Source organism: Streptomyces sp. NPDC028635, from assembly GCF_040637635.1.
Lineage (GTDB): Bacteria > Actinomycetota > Actinomycetes > Streptomycetales > Streptomycetaceae > Streptomyces.
This window is the reverse complement of record NZ_JBEZWX010000018.1, coordinates 83,314-103,464: the sequence shown is the minus strand read 5'-3', so window position 1 is coordinate 103,464 and position 20,151 is coordinate 83,314. Positions and strand designations below refer to the sequence as shown.

19 protein-coding genes and 1 riboswitch are annotated in these 20,151 nt (G+C 73.1%); of the genes, 7 read left to right on the top strand and 12 right to left on the bottom strand.

Annotation, left to right across the window (positions count from 1 at the left end; genetic code table 11):
* Nucleotides 1-33: 33 nt before the first annotated feature.
* Nucleotides 34-123, bottom strand: a riboswitch (ZMP/ZTP riboswitch).
* A 50-nt stretch (nt 124-173) separates the two neighbouring features.
* A complete protein-coding gene (locus AB0E88_RS20655) occupies nt 174-1,358 on the bottom strand; it encodes a glutathionylspermidine synthase family protein (RefSeq protein ID WP_361632317.1) in 1,185 nt (394 codons plus the stop codon).
* 15 nt (nt 1,359-1,373) lie between these two features.
* Nucleotides 1,374-1,724: a hypothetical protein gene (locus AB0E88_RS20650; protein ID WP_361632315.1), complete on the bottom strand. Its 351-nt coding sequence runs from the start codon at nt 1,722-1,724 to the stop codon at nt 1,374-1,376.
* A 140-nt stretch (nt 1,725-1,864) separates the two neighbouring features.
* Between AB0E88_RS20650 and AB0E88_RS20645 the strand changes: the two genes are divergently transcribed.
* Nucleotides 1,865-2,698, top strand: a complete 834-nt coding sequence (locus AB0E88_RS20645) for a DMT family transporter (protein ID WP_361632407.1) — start codon at nt 1,865-1,867, stop codon at nt 2,696-2,698.
* A 56-nt stretch (nt 2,699-2,754) separates the two neighbouring features.
* Here AB0E88_RS20645 and AB0E88_RS20640 read toward each other — a convergent pair whose 3' ends face one another.
* Nucleotides 2,755-4,143 (bottom strand): PLP-dependent aminotransferase family protein, encoded by a 1,389-nt coding sequence (locus tag AB0E88_RS20640; protein ID WP_361632313.1) that lies wholly within the window; start codon nt 4,141-4,143, stop codon nt 2,755-2,757.
* Nucleotides 4,144-4,190: 47 nt separating this feature from the next.
* Between AB0E88_RS20640 and AB0E88_RS20635 the strand changes: the two genes are divergently transcribed.
* Genes AB0E88_RS20635 through AB0E88_RS20625 form a run of 3 tightly spaced genes read left to right on the top strand, consistent with a single transcriptional unit; the run spans nt 4,191 to nt 5,943 of the window.
* Nucleotides 4,191-4,685: a carboxymuconolactone decarboxylase family protein gene (locus AB0E88_RS20635; protein WP_361632311.1), complete on the top strand. Its 495-nt coding sequence runs from the start codon at nt 4,191-4,193 to the stop codon at nt 4,683-4,685.
* Nucleotides 4,682-5,215 (top strand): carboxymuconolactone decarboxylase family protein, encoded by a 534-nt coding sequence (locus AB0E88_RS20630; protein ID WP_361632309.1) that lies wholly within the window; start codon nt 4,682-4,684, stop codon nt 5,213-5,215. Before AB0E88_RS20635 ends, AB0E88_RS20630 begins: the two co-directional genes overlap by 4 nt.
* Before the next feature lie 14 nt (nt 5,216-5,229).
* Nucleotides 5,230-5,943 carry an isocitrate lyase/phosphoenolpyruvate mutase family protein gene (locus tag AB0E88_RS20625; RefSeq protein WP_361632405.1) on the top strand — a complete coding sequence of 238 codons (714 nt, stop codon included), beginning with the start codon at nt 5,230-5,232 and terminating at the stop codon, nt 5,941-5,943.
* A 3-nt stretch (nt 5,944-5,946) separates the two neighbouring features.
* Here AB0E88_RS20625 and AB0E88_RS20620 read toward each other — a convergent pair whose 3' ends face one another.
* From AB0E88_RS20620 to AB0E88_RS20600, 5 genes are read right to left on the bottom strand one after another with little or no spacing between them, the layout of a single operon-like run.
* On the bottom strand, nt 5,947-6,903 hold the full coding sequence (locus AB0E88_RS20620) for an ABC transporter substrate-binding protein (protein ID WP_361632307.1): 957 nt from the start codon (nt 6,901-6,903) through the stop codon (nt 5,947-5,949).
* A gap of 1 nt (nt 6,904) precedes the next feature.
* Nucleotides 6,905-8,839 carry an ABC transporter permease subunit gene (locus tag AB0E88_RS20615; protein WP_361632305.1) on the bottom strand — a complete coding sequence of 645 codons (1,935 nt, stop codon included), beginning with the start codon at nt 8,837-8,839 and terminating at the stop codon, nt 6,905-6,907.
* Entirely contained in the window at nt 8,839-9,933 is a 1,095-nt protein-coding gene (locus AB0E88_RS20610; RefSeq protein ID WP_361632303.1) for a glycine betaine/L-proline ABC transporter ATP-binding protein, read from the bottom strand. Before AB0E88_RS20610 ends, AB0E88_RS20615 begins: the two co-directional genes overlap by 1 nt.
* Nucleotides 9,930-11,471: a GMC oxidoreductase gene (locus AB0E88_RS20605; RefSeq protein ID WP_361632301.1), complete on the bottom strand. Its 1,542-nt coding sequence runs from the start codon at nt 11,469-11,471 to the stop codon at nt 9,930-9,932. Before AB0E88_RS20605 ends, AB0E88_RS20610 begins: the two co-directional genes overlap by 4 nt.
* 50 nt (nt 11,472-11,521) lie before the next feature.
* Nucleotides 11,522-13,048, bottom strand: coding sequence for an aldehyde dehydrogenase family protein (locus AB0E88_RS20600; protein WP_361632299.1), 1,527 nt, complete (start codon nt 13,046-13,048; stop codon nt 11,522-11,524).
* Nucleotides 13,049-13,208: 160 nt separating this feature from the next.
* Between AB0E88_RS20600 and AB0E88_RS20595 the strand changes: the two genes are divergently transcribed.
* Together AB0E88_RS20595 and AB0E88_RS20590 are read left to right on the top strand one after the other, a co-directional pair.
* Complete coding sequence (locus tag AB0E88_RS20595) at nt 13,209-13,400, top strand: hypothetical protein (protein ID WP_361632297.1); 192 nt, start codon at nt 13,209-13,211, stop codon at nt 13,398-13,400.
* Nucleotides 13,401-13,592: 192 nt separating this feature from the next.
* Nucleotides 13,593-13,739 carry a hypothetical protein gene (locus AB0E88_RS20590; RefSeq protein WP_361632295.1) on the top strand — a complete coding sequence of 49 codons (147 nt, stop codon included), beginning with the start codon at nt 13,593-13,595 and terminating at the stop codon, nt 13,737-13,739.
* Nucleotide 13,740: 1 nt separating this feature from the next.
* Here AB0E88_RS20590 and AB0E88_RS20585 read toward each other — a convergent pair whose 3' ends face one another.
* On the bottom strand, nt 13,741-14,643 hold the full coding sequence (locus AB0E88_RS20585; protein ID WP_361632293.1) for a LysR family transcriptional regulator: 903 nt from the start codon (nt 14,641-14,643) through the stop codon (nt 13,741-13,743).
* Nucleotides 14,644-14,735: 92 nt separating this feature from the next.
* Here AB0E88_RS20585 and AB0E88_RS20580 point away from each other — a divergent pair, with 92 nt between their 5' ends.
* Nucleotides 14,736-16,163 carry an MFS transporter gene (locus AB0E88_RS20580; protein WP_361632291.1) on the top strand — a complete coding sequence of 476 codons (1,428 nt, stop codon included), beginning with the start codon at nt 14,736-14,738 and terminating at the stop codon, nt 16,161-16,163.
* Nucleotides 16,164-16,374: 211 nt separating this feature from the next.
* Here the strand turns inward: AB0E88_RS20580 and AB0E88_RS20575 are convergent, their stop codons facing one another.
* The 3 genes from AB0E88_RS20575 to AB0E88_RS20565 all read right to left on the bottom strand — a co-directional run bounded on the left by AB0E88_RS20575 (nt 16,375) and on the right by AB0E88_RS20565 (nt 19,834).
* Nucleotides 16,375-17,364, bottom strand: a complete 990-nt coding sequence (locus tag AB0E88_RS20575) for a malate dehydrogenase (RefSeq protein ID WP_361632289.1) — start codon at nt 17,362-17,364, stop codon at nt 16,375-16,377.
* Nucleotides 17,365-17,871: 507 nt separating this feature from the next.
* Nucleotides 17,872-19,020, bottom strand: a complete 1,149-nt coding sequence (locus AB0E88_RS20570; RefSeq protein ID WP_361632287.1) for a DUF2690 domain-containing protein — start codon at nt 19,018-19,020, stop codon at nt 17,872-17,874.
* A gap of 355 nt (nt 19,021-19,375) precedes the next feature.
* Entirely contained in the window at nt 19,376-19,834 is a 459-nt protein-coding gene (locus AB0E88_RS20565) for a helix-turn-helix transcriptional regulator (protein ID WP_361632403.1), read from the bottom strand.
* Between the last annotated feature and the right edge of the window lie 317 nt (nt 19,835-20,151).

Sequence of the window (20,151 nt, the reverse complement as noted above, 5' to 3'; positions counted from 1 at the left end):
GGGGACCTCCGGACGTGGTGGGTACGGCGTTCACGGTTCGGCCCAGGCGCACGGCACAGCTTTCGCAGGGGCCGCTCCCCGATGGTCCATCCCATCCCAAGCGCGCCAGTCACGGCCCGCTGCCAGCCTACCGGCCGCGTCGGACGGCCGGGCGGGGCGGTCCACCATGCGGGCTAAAGGATCACGTGCGGCAGGAAGCGGGCGTACTCGTCGGTGATCAGGCCGCAGGACTCACGGATGCCGAGGCCGGCCGCCTCGTCCTCGACGACCCAGGCGCCGAGGACGACATGGTTGCCGTCGAACGCGGGCAGCGGGGCGAGCTGCTGGTAGCAGCAGGGTTCGTCGCGGACCGCGGGTGGGCTGCCCGGTTCGTGGACCGTCACGCCGTCGCCCTCACGGCCCAGCAGCGGCTTGGCGACCCAGCCGGGTCCGGCGGCCAGTTCGCGGGGGCCGTCGAGGTAGGCGGGCAGGAGGTTGGGGTGGCCGGGGTACAGCTCCCACAGGATCGCCAGCAGCGCCTTGTTGCTCAGCAGCATCTTCCACGCGGGTTCGATCCACAGGGTGGAGCCGGTGCCGCCGCCGTTGTCGAGGGTGGCGAGGACGTGGCCGGCGAAGCGGTCCGTGGTGAGCCACTCCCAGGGGTAGAGCTTGAAGATGCTGCGGATGAAGCGGAGCCGGTTGTCGACGAAGCGGCCCGACAGCGGGTCCCAGCCGATCTCCTCCATGGAGATCCAGTCGGTCTCCAGACCGGCCTGCTCGGCGGTCTCCTTGAGGTAGGCGACCGTCATCAGGTCCTCGCCGAGTTCGTCGGCGGCGGAGTGCGCGAAGTACAGGGGGCTGCCCGGAGGGAGCAGCTTCGCCTGCTTGCGCCAGGCGGCGACGAGGCGTTCGTGGAGGGAGTTCCACTGGTCGGCGCCGGGGAAGCGGTCCTCCATCCAGAACCACTGCGGGGACGCGGCCTCCACCAGGGAGGTGGGCGTGTCGGCGTTGTACTCCAGCAGTTTTGCGGGGCCGCTGCCGTCGTAGCGCAGGTCGAACCGGCCGTAGAGGGAGGGCAGTTCGGCGCGCCGGTGCCATGCCTCGGTGACCGCCCCGGCGACCCGCGGGTCGGTGATGCCGAGGTCGGCGAGGCGGTCCTGCGCGACGATGTGGCCGGCGGCGGCCAGACACATGCGGTGCAGTTCCTCGACGGTCTCCTCCAGCGCCTCCACCTCGTCGAGGGAGAAGACGTAGTGGGCGCTCTCGTCCCAGTAGGGGCGCAGGGAGTCGTCGGGGTAGCGGGTGAGCGGGTAGATCAGGCCCTGCGCCTCCACGGTCTGCTGCCAGCCGGGGCGGGGTGCGACGGTACGGCGTTCCATGTGTCCTGGGCCCCCTCAGCCGCCGCCGCTGCCGTGGCCGCCGCCGAAACCGCCGCGGTCGACACCGCCGCCGTGGCTGCCGCCGCTGCCGCCCGAACCGCCGCCGCCCTTGCGGGGCTTGGTGAAGGAGCCGCCGTCGACCCAGCCGCTCTTCTTCTTGCCGCCGTAGTACCAGGTGCCGCTGCCCGTGCCGGACTTGCAGTTCTTGTCGGAGACGACCTTGTAGCCCTTGAGGGCGTTGTAACTGTCGCGGTCCACGCAGCGCTTGTCCGGGTCCGAGGAGCAGGCGGTGAGGGCGGCCGCGAGCAGCCCCATCCCGCCGAGGACCACCGTGCCGGAGCGCAGTCGCCGCCGTGCGTCGGCCATGTCTTTCCCCCGTGGTTGCGGTTGTTTCTCCGTCGCGAGGATGTCTCGTTCGCGGCTGTCAGCCTAGAGACCGGTGAGAGGGGGCGTGCAAGAGCCCCTGCCCCGGACCGCTGGCTTAGAGTCGCCTGATGCTCTTCGGAATGGTGTGCGCGCTCGGCGCGGCGGTCTGCTTCGGTACGGCGACGGTGTTGCAGGCGATCGCGGCGCGGGCGGCCTCCGCTCCGGGCCGCGGCGGGGACGCGGCCCTGCTGCTGCGGGCGGTGCGGCAGTGGCGGTATCTGGCGGGCCTCGGGCTGGACGGCGTCGGCTTCCTGCTGCAGATCGTGGCGCTGCGCTCGGTCCCGATCTACGCGGTCGGCGCGGCCCTCGCCGCGTCGCTGGCGGTGACGGCGGTGGCCGCGGCGCGGCTGCTGCACACGCGGCTGAGCGGGGTGGAGTGGGCCGCGGTGGGGGTCGTGTGCGCGGGCCTGGCGATGCTGGGGCTGGCCTCGGGCACGGAGGGCGAGGACAGCGGACCGGCGGGGCTCGACTGGGCGATGCTCGCGACGGCGGCGGGGGTGCTGCTGCTGGGCGCGGTGGGCGGGCGGCTGGCCGGGCGGACGCGGGCGCTGCTGCTGGGGCTCGGGGCGGGCTTCGGCTTCGGCGTGGTGGAGGTGTCGGTCCGGCTCATCGACTCCCTCGACCCGCTGGACCTGCTGCGGGACCCGGCGGCGTACGCCCTGCTGCTCGGCGGCGGCGCCGCGTTCCTGCTGCTGACGTCGGCCCTGCAACGGGGTTCGGTGACGACGAGCACGGCCGGCATGGTGATCGGCGAAACGGTCGGCCCCGCCCTCATCGGCGTGGTCTGGCTCGGCGACCGCACCCGCGAGGGTCTGGCCTGGCTGGCCGTCCTGGGGTTCGCGGTGGCCGTGGCCGGGGCCCTGGCTCTGGCCCGCTTCGGAGAGGCACCGGAAACCGCCCCCGAGGGGGCATGAGCCGGGGCCGCCCCCAGCGAGCGGCGAGACACGGCCGCCCCCGCCCGGGCCGCCCGTCAGGGCATCGCGCGGCAGAGCGCCTCCAGGGTTCGGGGCCAGGTGTGGTCGGAGGGGGTGCCGTAGCCGACCACCAGGGCCTCGAGGGGGTCGGCCGTCGTGTCGGGGTGGCGGTAGTAGTCGAGGCCGGTGACGGCCAGGCCCTGCCAGGCCGCGGCCTGCACCACCGCCTGCTCGGTGCCGGGCGGCAGCCGCAGGACGGCGTGCAGCCCGGCCGCGATGCCGGTGACCCGGACCTGCGGTGCGCGGGCGGCGAGCGCGGCGACCAGGGCGTCCCGGCGGCGCCGGTAGCGGAGCCGGGCGGCGCGGACGTGCCGGTCGTAGGCGCCGGAGGTGATGAACTCGGCCAGGGCGAGCTGGTCGAGGACACCGGTGGAGCGGGCGCCGCCGTACTCCAGGACCTCCGGCAGGAGCGACTCGGGGAGCACCATCCAGCCCAGCCGGAGGCCGGGCGCGAGGGACTTGCTGGCGGTGCCGAGGTAGACGACGTGGTCGGGGTCGAGGTCCTGGAGCGCGCCGACGGGCTGGCGGTCGTAGCGGAACTCGCCGTCGTAGTCGTCCTCCAGGATCAGTCCGCCGGTGCGCCGCGCCCACTCCACGGCGGCGGCGCGGCGCTCGGGCGGCAGGGCGCCGCCGAGCGGGAACTGGTGGGTGGGGTTCAGCAGCACCGCGCCACCCTCGCCGAGGGCGTCGATCCGGGGCCCGGCGTCGTCGTGGGGCAGCGGCACGGTGGTCAGCCCGGTGCGGTGCAGCAGGTCCCAGTGCACGTCGAGGCCGTAGGACTCGACGGTGAGGCTGCGCAGGCCGCGGCCGTGCAGAACCTCGGCGAGGATTTTCAGGCCGCGGGCGAAGCCGTTGCAGACGACGATCCGGCCGGGGTCGGCGCGCACGCCCCGGGCGCGGGCGAGGTAGCCGGCGAGCGCGGTGCGCAGCTCGATACGGCCGCGCGGGTCGCCGTAGCCGAGGACGTCGTCGGGCGCGGCGGCCAGGGCGCGCCGGGCGGCCTTGAGCCACTCGGCGCGCGGGAAGGAGGACAGGTCGGGCACGCCGGGGAGGAGGCTGTGCGTGGGGCGGCCGGGCTCGCGGCGACGCGGTGCCGGGCGCTCCTGCGGACGCGCCACGGCGGCGTGCTCGGCGACCCGGGTGCCGGAGCCCTGCCGGGCGGTGAGCCAGCCCTCGGCGACGAGGTCGGCGTAGGCGTCGGCGACGGTGTTGCGCGCGATGCCGAGGTCGGCGGCGAGCGAGCGGGAGGAGGGCAGCCGGGTGCCGGGGGCGAGGCGTCCGCCGCGCACGGCCTCGCGCAGCGCGTCGGTCAGGCCCCGCCGGACGCCGGGACCGGACGGTTCCAGATGGAGGTCGATCCCGAAAGTGGCCCAAGGTTTCGCCATGGGAATGGACCATACCGCTGGGCTGCCCGGCTCCTAGGGTCGAGGGCATGACCTCAGAGAACATTGCTTACGCCCCCGAGACCCCGGCCCGCCTGAACTGGTCGCAGCACGCGCCCGAGGTGTACAAGGCGATGATCCGCCTGGACGTGGCCGCCCGGAAGGGCCTCGACCCGAAGCTGGCGGAGCTGGTGAAGATCCGCGTCTCGCAGCTCAACCACTGCGCCTTCTGTCTCGACATGCACACCAAGGACGCGCTCGCGGCCGGCGAGAGCGTGGAGCGGATCGTGCAGCTCAGCGCCTGGGAGGAGTCCCGGCACTTCTACACCGAGCGGGAACTGGCGGCGGTGGAGCTGGCCGAGGCGGTCACCGTCCTCACCGACGGTTTCGTGCCGGACGAGGTGTACGAGCGGGCCGCCAAGCAGTTCGAGGAGGCGGAGCTCGCCCAGCTGATCGCCGCGATCACGGTGATCAACGCGTGGAACCGCTTCGGCGTGACCTGCCGGATGACGCCCGGCCACTACCGGCCCGGTCAGCACGCGTGACGGCCCGCACCACGCTGCTGGACTCCGGCGTCCGCGACGCGTTGCAGCAGGCGGGCGCAGCCGCCAAGCGGGGACTTGACGACCCGGTCCTCGCCGAGCTGGTGATGATCCGCGCCTCACAGCTCAACCAGTGCGCGTTCTGCCTGGACATGCATCTGACGCTCGCCCGCGAGAACGGCGAGTCGGACGAGCGGATCCAGTTGCTGAACGCCTGGCGGGAGGCCGGCGAGCGGTACAGCGCCCGCGAACGGGCGGCGCTGGCGCTGACGGAGGCGGTGACCGTACTCGCCGGCGGCTTCGTGCCGGACGCCGGCGAGCGGTACAGCGCCCGCGAACGGGCGGCGCTGGCGCTGACGGAGGCGGTGACCGTACTCGCCGGCGGCTTCGTGCCGGACGCGGTGTACGAGGGTGCCGCGGCGCACTTCGAGAAACGCGAACTGGCCCATCTGCTCGGGCTGATCGCGGTCGTCAACAGCTGGAACCGGCTGATGGTCAGCCGCCGCGTCCCGCCGGGAGGCCCCGCATGGTGACCGAGGAGCCCGTCATGGACAAGGCCGAGGCGTTCCGCGCCCTGCACCTCCACCGCTCCCCCGGCGATCCACTCGTCCTGCCCGGACCGTGGGACGCGGCGAGTGCCCGGGTCTTCGCCGGGGCCGGCTTCCCGGCGCTCGCCACCCCGAGCGCCGGCGTGGCCGCGTCTCTCGGGTACGCCGACGGCGCGACCCCGGCCGACGAGATGTTCGCGGCGGTCGCCCGCATCGTGCGAGCGGTGGACGTGCCGGTGTCGGCGGACGTCGAGGACGGCTACGGGCTCGCCCCGAAGGAGCTGGTGGAGCGGCTGCTGGAGGCGGGCGCCGTGGGCTGCAACCTGGAGGACTCCTCGGGCGGCCGGCTGAAGGACCCGCGCGAACACGCCGAGTTCCTGGCCGAGGTGCGGGCCGCCGCAGGGGAACGGCTCTTCCTCAACGCCCGGGTCGACACCTTCGTCCACGGCGACGGCGATCCGGAACGGGCCGTCGAGCGGGCCGCGTTGTACGTCGCGGCGGGCGCCGACTGCGTGTATCCGATCCTCGCCCCCGCCGGTGTGCTGCCGCTGCTGCGGGCCGGGATCGAGGGGCCGCTGAACGCCCTCGCGCGGATCGGCGAGGGCCCCACGCCCGCCGCACTGGGCGAGCGCGGGGCCAGCCGGATCACCTTCGGACCGGGGCTCCAGCGCCGGGCCGCGCGGGCCCTCGAGGAGATCGCCGAGGCGATCTGACGGTCAGGACAGCCACGCCTTCCAGGTGGACGGGTGGCTGTCCACCCACTTCTTCGCCGCCTCCTCCGGTGACAGCTTCTGCTCGGCGATCATCAGGGCGACCTCGTTCTGGTCCTCGGTCGTCCAGCGGAACTTCTTCAGGAAGGCCGCCGCCTTGCCGCCCCGGTGCGCGAAGTCCGCGTTGAGGTACTTCTGCAGCGGGGTGTGCGGGTAGGCGCAGGCGACCTTCGCCGCGTCGGCGTCGCAGCCCTCCTTGTACGGCGGCAGCTTCACCTCGGTCATCGGCACCTTCTTGAACAGCCACTGGGGTGCGTACCAGTAGGTCAGGAAGGGCTTCTTCTCCTTGGCGAACTGTTTCATCTGGGTGATCTGGGCCGCCTCGGAACCGGCGAACACCACCTGGTAGTTCAGCTTCAGGTTGCTCACCAGCGCCTTGTCGTTGGTGACGTACGACGGGGAGCCGTCCATCAGCTGGCCCTTGCCGCCGCTCTCGGCGGTCTTGAAGAGCGAGGCGTACTTGTTGAGATTGCGCCAGTCGGTGATGTCGGGGTGCTGCCGGGCGAGGTACGTCGGCACGAACCAGCCGATGTGACCGGTGACGCCGAGTCCGCCGGCCCGGGCGATGGTGTGCTTGTCGTCGACGTACCGCTTCTCCTGGTCGGGGTGGCCCCAGTCCTCCAGGATCGCGTCGACGCGGCCCTGGCTGAGCGCGTCCCAGGCGGGCACCTCGTCGACCTGGACGGTGTCGACGCGGTAGCCGAGCTTGTGCTCCAGCAGATACTGGGCGACGGCCACGTTGGACTGCGCGCCCACCCAGGACTGCACGGACAGGGTGACCGTCTTGGCGCCCCGGGCGTTCGCGAAGGGCGACGCCTGCTTGGTCATGTCGGCGGCGCCGCAGCCGGTGAGCAGCAGCAGCGAGCCCGCCGCCGCGACGGCGGCTGTCGTACGGATACGCATGTCAGGCTCCCTTCCCCGCGCGGCGGTCCGTCGGCTGGGTCACCCGGTCGAGCATCAGGCCCAGGCAGACGATGGCGATACCGGCGACGAGGCCGGTGGCGAGGTCGCCCTGGGCGAGACCGAAGACGACGCTGTAGCCGAGGGCGCCGCTGCCGACCAGGCCGCCGATGATGACGACGGCGAGGACGAGGACCACGCCCTGGTTGAGGGCGAGCAGCAGCGCGGGCCGGGCCAGTGGCAGCTGGACCTGGCGCAGCTGCTGGCCGGGGGTCGCGCCGAGCGAGCGGGCGGACTCCAGCGCGGCCGGGTCGACCTGGCGCAGGCCCTGCGTGGTGATGCGGACGACGGCGGGCAGCGCGTAGACGACGGCCGCGGCGACGGCCGGGGCGCGGCCGACGCCGAACAGGGCGACGACCGGGATCAGGTACACGAACTGCGGCATCGTCTGGAAGACGTCCAGCACCGGCCGCAGCAGCTTCTCGAAGCGGTCGCTGCGCGCGGCGGCGATGCCGGTGGCGAAGCCGATGACGAGGGTGACGGCGACGGCGGCGAGGACCTGCGACAGGGTGTCCATGGACGGCTTCCACACGCCGAGCACGCCGATCACGGCCATGGCACCGGCGGCGGTCAGCGCGGTGCGCCAGGTGCCGATCAGCCAGGCCAGCGCAGCGACGATCAGCAGCACCGACCACCACGGCAGCCACAGCAGGGCGGAGCGCACCGGGTCCAGCACCCAGGTGGTGAAGTGCGCGGCCCATTCGGCGGTGCCGCCGATCACGGGCACGCCCGAGTACAGGTGGGAGGTCATCCAGTCGACGACCCGGTTGACCGGCTCGGCGATGCCGACGGTCCAGCCGGACGGCCACTCCAGGGCGCCGGCGAAGCGGCCCGCGAGGGCGACGGCGACCAGGGCGGCGAGGGCGGCGCCCGCCACGGCGCGCCGCACCTGCGGCAGGCCGGCGCCGGCCGCGCCGGTCACCCGGTCCAGGACGACGGCGAGCAGCACGATCGGGATGCCGGCGGCGAGGGCCGCGCCCACGTCGACGGAGGCCAGCGCCTGGTAGACGCGGTCACCGAGACCGCCGGCGCCGATCACGGACGCGATGACGGCCATGGACAGCGCCATCATGATCGTCTGGTTGAGGCCGAGCAGGAGTTCCTTGCGGGCGAGCGGGATGCGCGCGGTCAGCAGCCGCTGCCGTGAGGTGGCGCCGAGCGAGTCGACGGCCTCCAGCACTTCCTTGTCGGCGCCGCGCAGGCCGAGCGCGGTCAGCCGGGCCATGGGCGGGGCGGCGTAGACGACGGTGGCGAGGACGGCCGCGGGGACGCCGATGCCGAAGATCAGGACGACCGGCAGCAGGTAGGCGAAGGCGGGCAGCACCTGCATGGTGTCCAGCACCGGGCGCAGCGCCCGGTCCAGCCGCTCGGACAGTCCGGCGCCCAGCCCCAGGAGGGCACCGACCAGAACGGACGCGACGACGGCCACGACCATGAGAGCGAGCGTCTGCATGGTCGGCACCCACATGCCGAGCAGCCCGCAGGCGAGGAACGCCACCGCCGTGCCGAGCGCGAGCCGCATCCCGGCGGCCCGCCAGGCCACCAGCGCGCCGAGCGCGGTGACGCCGGCCCAGCCGAGGCCGAGGAGCAGCAGGTAGACGGCGCGTACGGAGACGACGACCGCGTTGGAGACGTAGCCGAAGAAGTACAGGAACAGCGGGTGGCTGTCGCGGTGGTCGATGATCCAGTCGCTGACCTTGGTGAGCGGCTGGGTGAGGTCGACGGTGAGCGCGCTCGGCCAGGCGGTGCCGGGCCAGTGGCCGGCCGCGAGCGGGACCACGACGGCGGCGATCAGGGCGAGCACGGCGAGCTTGCGGACCGCGGGGTGCGTGAGGAACGCGGGGGCGGTGCGTTTGGGTGTCGCGGTGATCGTGGCCATCAGACGGCCTCCGGGCCTTCGGTGGTCGCGCCGGCGACGACGGCGAGCAGCGCCTCGGAGTCCACGACGCCCAGGCAGCGGCCCCGGTCGACGACGCGGGCGGGTTCACCCGCGCGGGCTACGGCCTCGATCGCCTCCGAGACGGTGGCGTCCGGGCGGACCGCGGGGCCGCTGCCGGCCTCGTCGGCGGACGCCGGGCGCATGGCCTTGCGCACGGTCACGACCTGTTCGCGCGGCACGTCGCGGACGAACTCACGGACGTAGTCGTCGGCCGGGGTGGCGACGATCTCCTCGGGGGTGCCGAGCTGGACCACGCGGCCGTCGCGCATCAGGGCGATGCGGTCGCCGAGCTTGAGGGCCTCGCTGAGGTCGTGCGTGATGAAGACCATCGTGCGGCCCTCGTCGCGGTGCAGGCGGACGACCTCCTCCTGCATGTCCCGGCGGATCAGCGGGTCGAGCGCGCTGAAGGGCTCGTCGAACAGCAGGACCTCGGGGTCGACGGCGAGGGCGCGGGCGAGGCCCACGCGCTGGCGCTGACCGCCGGAGAGCTGGCCGGGGCGGCGCTGCTCCATGCCTTCCAGGCCGACCTTGGCGACGATCTCGGCGGCCTTCTCACGGCGCTCGGCCTTGCTGAGGCCCTGGATCTCCAGGCCGTAGGCGACGTTGTCGAGGACGGTGCGGTGCGGCAGCAGACCGAAGTGCTGGAAGACCATCGCGGCGCGGTGGCGGCGCAGTTCGCGCAGCCGGGAGCGGTCCATGGCGCGCACGTCCTCGCCGTCGATGGCGATGGTCCCGGCGGTGGGCTCGATGAGCCGGGTCAGGCAGCGCACCAGCGTGGACTTGCCGGAGCCGGACAGGCCCATGACGACGAAGACCTCGCCCTTGCGCACGTCGAAGGAGACGTCCCGGACGGCGGCGGTGCAGCCGGTGCGCGCGCGCAGTTCGGCGGCGTCCAGCGCGGTCAGCTCCGGGTCGCCGGGGATCCGGTCGGCCTTGGGGCCGAACACCTTCCACAGTCCGTCGACGGAGAAGACGGGGGCGGCGGTGTCCGTGGTCGTGGTGGGGGGCTTGCGTGTGGGCACGGTCATGGTCATCGCGCCTCACCTCCGATCAGGTCTGCGGCCTTCTCCCCGACCATGAGGACTCCGATCATCGGGTTGACGGCCGTCATGGTCGGGAAGACGGACGCGTCGGCGATCCGTATGCCGTCCAGGCCCCGGATCCTCAGCTCCGGGTCCACGACGGCGAGTTCGTCGTCGGCGGCGCCCATCTTGCAGGTGCCGGCCGGGTGGTACACGGTGTGCGCGACCTTGCGGGCGTACTCGCTCAGGTCCTCGTCGGAGGTGATCTCCGGGCCGGGGCACACCTCGCGCTTGAGCCAGCCGGCGAGCGGCTCGGCCTTGGCGATCTCGCGGGCGATGCGGATGCCGTCGACGAGGGTGCGGGCGTCGTAGTCGTCCTCGTCGGTGAAGTAGCGGAAGTCCAGGGCGGGCTTCACGGCCGGGTCGGGGCTGGTCAGGTACAGCCGGCCGCGGGACTTCGGCTTGGGGATGTTCGGCGTCATCGACACCCCGAACTCCGGGCGCTCGTAGCCCAGTCGCTCCGGGTTGTCGGTGAAGGGGATCTGGTAGAAGTGGAACATCAGGTCGGGGCCCGCGTGGTCCGGGTCGCGGCGCACGAACAGGCCGGCGTCGGAGTCCATCGCCGAGTTCTCCGGGATGGGCCCGTTCGTCTCCCAGACGATGACCGACTCGGGGTGGTCGAGCAGGTTCTCGCCGACGCCGGGGAGGTCCTGGACGACGGGGATGCCGAGCGCCTCGAGGTCCTTGCGGGGGCCGATGCCGGAGTGCAGCAGCAGGCGCGGCGAGTCGACGGCGCCGGCGCACAGCACGACCTCGTTGCGGGCGCGGACCAGCAGTTCCTCGCCGTCCTTGGTGCGCACGTGGACGCCCTCGGCGCGGCCGTCGGTGATCTGGAGCTTGTGCGCCCAGGTCTCCAGCAGGATCGTCAGGTTGGGCCGGGAGTCCATCACCGGGTGCAGATACGCCACCGACGCCGAGGAACGCTTGTTGTTCTCCGGGTGGTAGGCGAGGTCGAAGAAGCCGACGCCCTCGGTGAACGGCTTGCGGTTGAAGCCCTCGACGCGGGGTACCCCGAGCGCCGACTGGGCCGCGTCGACGAAGTCGCGGGCGATGGCGTTGCGGTCCTTCTCGTCGACGGAGACGATGTTGTTCAGCAGCCGCGCGTAGTACGCCTCCATCGGCACCGCGCCCCAGCCCTTGGCGCCGGCGTCCTCCCACTCGTCCCAGTCGGAGGGCAGCGGCTTGAAGGAGATGAGGGTGTTGTGCGAGGAGCAGCCGCCGAGCACGCGGGCGCGGCTGTGCCGGATGTGGGAGTTGCCGCGGGGCTGCTCCACCGTCGGGTAGTCGTAGTCGAGTTCGCCGCCGAGCAGGCCCATCCAGCGGCGCAGGGTGAGGACGTCGTCGCGGCCGACGTCGCTGGGGCCGCCCTCGATGACGGCGACGGTGGTGTCGGGGTTCTCGGTCAGCCGGGAGGCGATGACGGAGCCGGCGGTGCCGCCGCCGATGACGACGTAGTCGTAGACGTGTTCGTGGGGGGTGTTCTGGTGCATGGGGGGCATCGGGGTGCTACTCCAGGAAGCTGTCGGGGAACGAGCGGGGGTCAGCCGGCGAACCAGCGGACGGGCTTCGGCGCGAGGTTCTGGTAGACGTGCTTGGTCTCGCGGTACTCGGCGAGGCCGGCCGGTCCGAGTTCGCGGCCCACGCCGCTCTTGCCGAAGCCGCCCCACTCCGCCTGCGGCAGGTAGGGGTGGAAGTCGTTGATCCAGACGGTGCCGTGGCGCAGCTGTCCGGCGACCCGGCGGGCGCGTCCCGCGTCGGTGGTCCACACGGCGCCGGCGAGGCCGTACTCGGTGTCGTTGGCAAGCGCCACGGCCTCGTCCTCGGTGCGGAACGTCTCGACGGTGAGGACCGGGCCGAAGACCTCCTCGCGCACGACGCGCATCTCGCGGTGGCACGCGTCGAGGACGGTCGGCTCGTAGAACCAGCCCGACTCCGGGCGCACGTCGGAGGGTTCGGGCCGCTTGCCGCCGCAGCGCAGCACGGCGCCCTCCTGAAGCGCGGAGGCGACGTATGCCTCGACCTTGGCGCGGTGCTGCTCGGAGACGAGGGGGCCGCACTCGACGCCGTCGGCGGTGCCGCGGCCGAGGCGGATCTTCTGTGCGCGCCGGGCGAGTTCGGTGACGAAGCGGTCCCGGACGGACTCCTCGACGATCAGGCGGGCGCCGGCCGAGCAGACCTGGCCGCTGTGGATGAAGGCGGCGTTCAGGGCCTGGTCGACGGCGGTGTCGAAGTCCTCGTCGGTGGCGCAGGCGTCGGCGAAGACGACGTTGGGGTTCTTGCCGCCGAGTTCGAGGGCGACCTTCTTCACGCCGGGGGCCGCGGCCTGGGCGACCTTGGTGCCGCTGGCCAGGCCGCCGGTGAAGGAGACCAGGTCGACGTCCGGGTGCTCGGCGAGGCGGGCGCCGACGGTGTGGCCGGGGCCGGTGACGAGGTTGGCGACGCCGGCGGGCACTCCGGCCTCCGCCAGCAGGTCCATGAGCGCGATCGTGGTGAGCGGGGTGATCTCGCTCGGCTTGATCACGAAGGTGTTGCCCGCGGCGAGGGCGGGCGCGATCTTCCAGCTGGCCTGGAGGAGGGGGTAGTTCCACGGGGTGATCAGCGCGCACACGCCGACCGGCTCGTGCACGACGACGCTGTGGACGTCGGTCGTGCCGGCGTCGACGACCCGGCCGGGTGCCTCGCCGGCGACCAGGTCGGCGAAGTAGCGGAAGGCGTCGGCGACGCAGTCGACGTCGACGCGGCCCTCCTCGACGGTCTTGCCCGCGTCCCGGCTCTCCAGCAGGCCGATCTCGTCGCGGTCGCGCACCAGCAGGTCGGCGACGCGGCGCAGCACGGCGGCGCGCTCGGCGACGGGGGTGCGCGGCCAGGCGCCCTGTCCGCCGCCGAAGGCGTCGCGGGCCGCGGCGACGGCCAGGTCGGCGTCCTTCTCGTCACCCTCGGCGACCACGGCGAACGGCCGGCCGTCCGCGGGGTCGAGGATCTCGCGCGTGGCTCCGGAGACGGAGCCTTGCCATTCCCCGCCCACGTGATGGGTCCGCCCCGCGTTCTGCTGTATGTGGTCCGCCATGATCGGTACTTGCCTTCCGTTCCTGTTCGGTGCCCGTGGGTCACTTCCGCGTCCCCCACGGGGACCGTGAGCGCATGCCCGTACCCCTGAACGGCATGCGGAATCCGTGGCGGAAAGTGCGCTGCCTCACGGAAAACAAGTACATAAACGGACAAAAGGCATGCCTACGCTACGGGGTGACGTCGGTAGCCCCACCGCGTCGCATACGGGTGGCAACCTGTCGGCCTACGTCGAGCGGGCTCTGCGGGCGCAGCAGCTGCGCGACGCCGCCCCCGCGGTGCGGGCCTGGCGCGAGCGCGCGGCGAACGACACCGAGGAACTGGCCGACGTCTTCGGTGAGGATGTCGCGTGACGCCCCTCGCCCGCGGCCAGGCGTGGCGGGTACAGCTCGCCACCAAGAGCCGGGCCGTTTTCCGCCGCCCTGCGCGTCACCCTGGACCTCGCCTGAGACCAGTCGGGGTCCCCCCGTGAACCGGCCACCGCTGTCCGCAGACACCCCGCACTGCGCCGCGGCTGTGCCGTCGTACGGCTGGACACGCCCGTCGTGCTCGGCGAGGCGCAGGCGATGTACCGGGCCGGCGGCTACCGGGAGATCCCGGCGTACTCGGAGCACATGTACGCCGGGCACTGGTTCGAGAAGCGGCTGACGGACGGCGGCGCACCGGCCCGGCCCCCGTGCCGCGACGGCTGATTCAGCCGAACAGCAGGTCGCGTACCGTCGCCCGGAGCCAGGCGTGCGCCGGGTCCGCGTCGTGGCGGGGGTGCCAGGCCAGGCCCAACGGCAGCGGCGGCAGGGGCAGCGGGATCTCGAAGGACACCAGCCCCAGGGTGTCGGCCAGGGGCATCCCCCAGGAGCTGATCAGGCCCACCAGGTCCGTCTCCCGGAGCACGAACAGCGAGGACGGGAAGGTGCCGACGGTGCCCGTCACCCGGCGCCGCAGGCCGAGTTCGGCGAGAGCGGTGTCGATGGGACCATGCAGCTTTCCGCGCCGGGAGACGATCAGATGATCGGCCCCCGCGAACCGCTCCGCCGTCAACTCCCCTCTCAGCAGCGGATGCCCGGCCCGTACGACACCCAGCATCCGGTCCTCGCGCACGACCTCCACGTGCACCTCGGGCGCGGTGGAGTCGACCACCCCGACCTCCAGGTCGGCGGTGCCCTCGCGCAGGACCGGCGCGTCCACATGACTCTCGCTGAGGAAGCGCAGCCGGATACCGGGCGCCTCCCTCGCCGCGCGGGCGAAGAGGGCGGCGCCCTGGGCGGCGGGCAGAGTGTCGTGGCACAGGATGGTCAACGTACGGCTGATGGTCCGCAGGTCGGCGTCCGCGGCCGGCGCGAACAGCGCCCGCGCCCGCTCCACGACGGCGTTCACCTCGGCGCGCACGGCGAGGGCGCGCGGCGTCGGCACCATACGGCGCCCGGCCCGTACCAGGACCGGGTCGCCGAGCGCCTTGCGGATGCGGCCGAGCGTGCGGCTCATCGCGGGTTCGGACAGGTGCAGCCGGCGGGCGGCGCCCTGGACGCTCTGCTCCTCCAGCAGCACGTCGAGGGCGAGCAGCAGATTGAGGTCGATCCCGGATTGCGTCACGTGCATCCATTCCTTGCAAAGGTTGCACTGGAGTGCAGGTCAGCTCCGAGCCTACGGTGACGGGAGATCCCACTCGTCTTCCAGCTCCCGGAGGAGCCGTGCCCGCGCACGCCCTGAAACGCTCGACCCTGCTGACCGTGTGCGCCTGCGTGCTGATCGCGCAGAGCATGGTCGCCGCCATCAACCTCCTGATACCGCAACTGGGTTCGTCGGCCCTGCATCCCTCGCACACCGAAATCCTGTGGACGGTCGACGCCTACGTCATCGTCTTCGCCGGTCTGCTCATTCCGGCGGGCGCGCTGGGTGACCGGCACGGCCGCAAGGGCGCCCTGCTCGCCGGGCTGGGCCTGTTCGCCGCCGGCGCCGCGACCAGTGCGCTGGCGTCCACCCCGGCACTGCTGATCGCCGGCCGGGGGGTGTCCGGCGCCGGGGCCGCGCTGATCACCCCGGCGACGATGTCGATCCTGGTCCATCTGGCGGGTCCCGAGCGCCGCGCCCAGGCCATGGCGTCCTGGACCCTGGCCATCGGACTGGGCGGCCTGGCGGGCAATCTGGGCGGTGGGCTGGTCGGCCAGTTCCTGTCCTGGCGGGCCCTGTTCTGGGCGATGGTGCCGCTGGCGGCCCTGCTCGCCGCTGCGGTGTCGCTCACCACCCCGCGCACGGCCCGCGCCACGGCCGGCAGCCCGGACCCGATGGGAACGCTGCTGCTCACCGCCGGTCTGGTCGCCGTGCTCTTCGGCATCATCGAGGGCCCCGGTCACGGCTGGACCTCGCCACGCATCCTGTCGGCGTTCGGCGCGGGCCTTCTCCTGACGGCCCTCTTCACCGCCCACGCCCTGCGTTCCCGGGCTCCGCTGTTCGACCCGCGGGTGTTCCGCTCCGGCCCGCTGCGGGCGACGACCCTGGGCCTGGCGACCGGCTTCTTCGGCCTGTTCGCGCTGTTCTACGTCAACTCGCAGTATCTGCAGGAGGTGAAGGGGTTCGCGCCGGCCGTGACGGGCGTGGCGATCGTTCCGCTGATCGTCGGCATGGCCCTCGTCCCGAAGTTCGCGGCCCGCTGGTCGGCGCGCCCCCGCCCCGTCGTCGGCAGCGGTCTGGCGCTGATCGGGCTGGGTCTGGTGGCGGCGTCCACGGCGGACGCGGCCACGCCCTACCCCCTGTGGGCATGCTGGCTGCTGGTCATCTCGGCCGGGATGGGGCTGGCCATGCCCGCGCTCACCCTTGGCGTGGTCGTCTCCCTCCCGCCGCATCAGGCGGGGCTGGGCTCCGGCCTCGGCACCGCGGCCCGCGAGATCGGCGCGGCCCTCGGCGTCGCCGTGGCCGGCACGACGCTGGCAGGCCACACCGGGTTCGCCACCGGCATGGGCCCGGCCCTGCGCACGGTCGGCCTGACCGTACTGGTCGCAACGGCGATCGTGGTCACGGGCCTGTGCGGCTCCGGCCGTGCCACCGGCGCCCGCTCCAGCGCCCCCTCCCGTCCGGCTGTCGCCCCGGCACCGGCGCCCACGAGGAAGCCGGCTGCCTGAACACGACAAACGACGAGGCCCGCCCCGCGTATCGCGGGACGGGCCTCGTTCACTGGAGCGCCGGGCAGGCCTTGCACCTGCATCTCCCCGCAGGAAGCGGGGCGTCTTTCCTTGGACCACCAACGCACAGCCTGGTGCCGGTTTCCCGGCGGCCGGTGTGTGATCAACGATAGCGCACCGGCCGCCGAAGATCCACTCGAGCGGAGCGGACTCAGATCAGGCCGAGACCGCGGACCGCCTCGCGCTCCTCCACCAGCTCCTGGACGGAGGCGTCGATACGGGCGCGGGAGAACTCGTTGATCTCCAGGCCCTGCACGATCTCGTACTTGCCGTCCTTGCAGGTGACCGGGAAGGAGGAGATCAGGCCCTCCGGGACGCCGTAGGAGCCGTCCGACGGGATGCCCATGGAGACCCAGTCGCCCTCGGCGGTGCCGTTGACCCAGGAGTAGACGTGGTCGATGGCGGCGTTGGCGGCGGAGGCCGCGGAGGAGGCGCCGCGGGCCTCGATGATGGCGGCGCCGCGCTTGGCGACGGTCGGGATGAAGTCCTCGGCCAGCCACTTCTCGTCGTTCACGACCTCGGCGGCGTTCTTGCCGGCGACCGTGGCGTGGAAGATGTCCGGGTACTGGGTGGCGGAGTGGTTGCCCCAGATGGTCAGGCGCTTGATGTCCGCGACCGTGGTGCCGGTCTTCTTCGCGAGCTGGGTCAGCGCGCGGTTGTGGTCCAGACGGGTCATCGCGGTGAAGCGCTCGGCCGGTACGTCCGGGGCGGCGGCCTGCGCGATGAGCGCGTTGGTGTTCGCCGGGTTGCCGACGACCAGGACCTTGACGTCGTCCGCGGCGTGGGCGTTGATGGCCTGGCCCTGCGGCTTGAAGATGCCGCCGTTGGCCTCCAGCAGGTCGCCGCGCTCCATGCCCTTGGTGCGCGGGCGGGCGCCGACGAGGAGGGCGACGTTGGTGCCGTCGAAGGCGACGTTCGGGTCGTCGGTGATGTCGATGCCCTGCAGCAGCGGGAACGCGCAGTCGTCCAGCTCCATGGCCGTGCCCTCGGCGGCCTTCAGCGCCGGGGTGATCTCCAGCAGACGCAGCTTGACCGGCACGTCCGCGCCGAGCAGCTGGCCGGAGGCGATGCGGAAGAGCAGGGCGTAACCGATCTGGCCGGCCGCGCCGGTGACGGTGACGTTCACGGGAGTGCGGGTCATGGCGTTCTCCGTATGACAGCTGGCGGTGGGGCGTCACTGCCCCGGGCGGATGATCGATCTCTTGGTATCAAGAGAGATCCAGCGGTCAGGCTATCGCGCATCCGGCAGGCCGGACGTCCGGGTCCGTGTGGCCCACCCCACAGAGTGGCACATCGGGGGCGAAAGCGGCGGGGAAAGGGGGGCGGCCGCCGGTCCGGGAGAGGAATGACCAGGCGGCCGCCGGTGGGGGTACCGTTTCCGGACTCCCGTGGGGGGATACCGTTCGCCTGCCCGCGCCGGCCGGAGCCATGCGCCCGCGCGCCGATATCCCTGTTTTCTTCACTTCGTGCACGCGTTCCGACCGCTTGTCCCGTGCGCCTGTTCGGGCCGCCCGCCGCGAGCCCCGCCCGGTTCTGCCCGCCCGCTGCGCGCGTCCCTGCCGGCCGCCTCCATGCGTATGCGTCCGCCGGCCGCCTCCATGCGTACGCGTCCGCCGGCCGCGTCAACGCGTGTGCTTCTGCCGGACGCCTACTGCGTGCACCCCTGCTTCCCAGTCGCCAGCGTCGCGCAGGCCGTGGCCTCGCCCGCGTCCTTGACGGCCACCATCGGGGTGTACGCGATGGCGTCCCCGGTGGCCGTGATGGACCCTTCCTGGGTGGCCCCGCCGGCGCTGACCCGGACCGTGTCGCCCTGCCCGGCCCGGGTGATGCGGCCCCAGGCCGCGCCGCACGTCTTGCTGTAGCGCACCTCGACGACGGTGGCGCCGACGGTCGCGGTGCTCGCGGTGGTCACCAGGTTGCCGCTGCACCCCATCGCCTCGGCGTCCTTGCCGGTGCAGCTCGCGCCGCTGCACTTGACGCCGGGCGGCAGGTTCACGGGGACGGTGGCGGTCGGTGAGGGGGAGGCGTCCTTGCCCTCGTTCTTGGTGCCGTCGCCGCGTTCGGTGAAGAAGAACACCGCCGCTATGACGACCAGTACGCCGACGAGTCCGGCGAGGAACATCGTCAGCCGCTGCTTGCCGGTGTTCTTCGCGGGCCGCCGCGGCCCCGTGGGCGCGCCGCCGGGCGGCCGTCCGGCGCGCCGGCCCCCACCGGGACCCGCACCCGGGCCCGCGCCCTGGACGGCCCCGGCGGCGGGCGTCCCGGCGCCGGGGCGGCCACCGACGGGGGACGGGCCCCGGTAACCGGCCATCCCCCACGAGTTCTGCGGCGCGCTCTCGCGGGCGTCGGCGTCGGGCGCCGTCGGCTGCTGCGGCACCGTCGGGGACACGCCCGCGGGCCCGGCGACCGGAGTGGCGGTGGCACTGCCGCCCTTGCGGGCCGTCCGCCCGCCGCGCTCACCGGCCTCCGGTGCCGCGAGGTCACCGAGGGCGGCGCGCGCCTGCGAGATCCGGATGGCCTCCATGGTCATGTCGTGGCGCATCTCCGAACGGCTCCAGGCGCGCTCGGCCAGCTCCCACAACGTGGTCAGGTGGACGGGGTTGGTGCCGGTGACCTCGGCCAGCGCGACGATCGCGCCCTTGGGCGCGAGGAGCCGGCCGCCCAGGTACCGCTCCCAGGACGTCTTGCTGTAGCCCGTGCGGTCGGCCAGCGCCGCGATTCCCAGGCCGCTGCGGTCCACGAGCCGCCGCAGCTGCTCCGCGAACTCCTTGATCTGCGGATCGAGATCGTCCGGCAAGGCCCTCCAACGAGGCATTGCTTCCCCCTCTTCCCCCCATGACGTGCTTGTCGTTCCCCCGCGCCGTGCGCCCTGTGCCGCGGTGCCCGTTCTGGCTACCCACAGGGATGCGCCCACCCAGGATCTCAGTTCCCGGGACGGGGGCGCACGGGAGCGTGCGGCAGCGGGGCGTGCACCGTCGCACGCCGGCCGCGCGCAGTCCAGTGGGACGTCGTGGAGCGTCCCGGGCGGCCACGGTAGCGCCGTCGTCCGGGTGCTTCTCGGGACATCCCGGAACGTGTCAACACATCGACACAACGGGGACACAGGCGAGACCTCACCCGTCCCAGGGGTGTCGCGACACCCCTCACTCACCTCACGCGGCGAGGAGCATCCCGACGGCGCCGAGCAGGAGCAGGGCGCACAGCAGCAGGACGGCGACGAGCAGCAGCCGCCGCCCGGCGGGACGGGGCGGGGCCGGCTCCTCGAGCCGTTCCCACCACGGCACGGTCGGATCGTCGCGGTAGGGCTCGCCGTCCGCGGTGGCGGCGGGCTCGGGGCGCGGCCAGACCTCGACGGCCACCTCCCGGCGCACCGCGACCCGTTCGGCCTCCTCCGCGGAGAGTCCGGCGACCCGGCACAGCGCGGTGACGGCCTGCCGGGGAGGCGGCTGTACGGCGTTGAGGTAACGCTGCCAGGAGGACTTGCTGTAGGCGGTGCGGGCGCCGAGCGCGGCCAGGCTGAGCCCGGTCGCGTCCTTCAGCTCCCTGAGCTGCGCCACGAAGTGCCGTACCTCCGGCGGCAGCCCGTCCGGCAGCGGCCGCCAGCCGCTCATCGCCACCTCCGCGCGCACGCCCTCGTCCCTACCCGGTCGGGTCGGGTGACGACAGCGGGCGCGGAAACGGTTCCCTGGGTGTGGCAGGTTCAGGACACCGTAGCGGAATGGTCACTTCCGTGGCACAGCGCGCTGACAGGCGTTGAACAGCCCCCGCACGGTGCGAAAACGTTGCTCCCGGCGGCGGCCCGTCCCCGCTCGGGGGAGAGGACGGTCCGCCGCCGTCCCGTACGGCGGTCTCAGCAGCCGGGGGCGACAAGGCGTGTGTCGTACGGCGGTTCAGCAGCCGTGACGACGAGGCGCGTGTCCCGCGGTGG

What these genes read in the sequence shown, in the direction of transcription:
- AB0E88_RS20645 (WP_361632407.1), top strand. Translation starts at nt 1,865, where the DNA reads ATGGTGTGCGCGCTCGGCGCGGCGGTCTGCTTCGGTACGGCGACGGTG.
- AB0E88_RS20625 (WP_361632405.1), top strand. Translation starts at nt 5,230, where the DNA reads ATGGACAAGGCCGAGGCGTTCCGCGCCCTGCACCTCCACCGCTCCCCC.
- AB0E88_RS20615 (WP_361632305.1), bottom strand. Translation starts at nt 8,839, where the DNA reads ATGGCCACGATCACCGCGACACCCAAACGCACCGCCCCCGCGTTCCTC.
- AB0E88_RS20620 (WP_361632307.1), bottom strand. Translation starts at nt 6,903, where the DNA reads ATGCGTATCCGTACGACAGCCGCCGTCGCGGCGGCGGGCTCGCTGCTG.
- AB0E88_RS20605 (WP_361632301.1), bottom strand. Translation starts at nt 11,471, where the DNA reads ATGCACCAGAACACCCCCCACGAACACGTCTACGACTACGTCGTCATC.
- AB0E88_RS20650 (WP_361632315.1), bottom strand. Translation starts at nt 1,724, where the DNA reads ATGGCCGACGCACGGCGGCGACTGCGCTCCGGCACGGTGGTCCTCGGC.
- AB0E88_RS20585 (WP_361632293.1), bottom strand. Translation starts at nt 14,643, where the DNA reads ATGCACGTGACGCAATCCGGGATCGACCTCAATCTGCTGCTCGCCCTC.
- AB0E88_RS20635 (WP_361632311.1), top strand. Translation starts at nt 4,191, where the DNA reads ATGACCTCAGAGAACATTGCTTACGCCCCCGAGACCCCGGCCCGCCTG.
- AB0E88_RS20575 (WP_361632289.1), bottom strand. Translation starts at nt 17,364, where the DNA reads ATGACCCGCACTCCCGTGAACGTCACCGTCACCGGCGCGGCCGGCCAG.
- AB0E88_RS20640 (WP_361632313.1), bottom strand. Translation starts at nt 4,143, where the DNA reads ATGGCGAAACCTTGGGCCACTTTCGGGATCGACCTCCATCTGGAACCG.
- AB0E88_RS20600 (WP_361632299.1), bottom strand. Translation starts at nt 13,048, where the DNA reads ATGGCGGACCACATACAGCAGAACGCGGGGCGGACCCATCACGTGGGC.
- AB0E88_RS20565 (WP_361632403.1), bottom strand. Translation starts at nt 19,834, where the DNA reads ATGAGCGGCTGGCGGCCGCTGCCGGACGGGCTGCCGCCGGAGGTACGG.
- AB0E88_RS20655 (WP_361632317.1), bottom strand. Translation starts at nt 1,358, where the DNA reads ATGGAACGCCGTACCGTCGCACCCCGCCCCGGCTGGCAGCAGACCGTG.
- AB0E88_RS20595 (WP_361632297.1), top strand. Translation starts at nt 13,209, where the DNA reads ATGCCTACGCTACGGGGTGACGTCGGTAGCCCCACCGCGTCGCATACG.
- AB0E88_RS20610 (WP_361632303.1), bottom strand. Translation starts at nt 9,933, where the DNA reads ATGACCATGACCGTGCCCACACGCAAGCCCCCCACCACGACCACGGAC.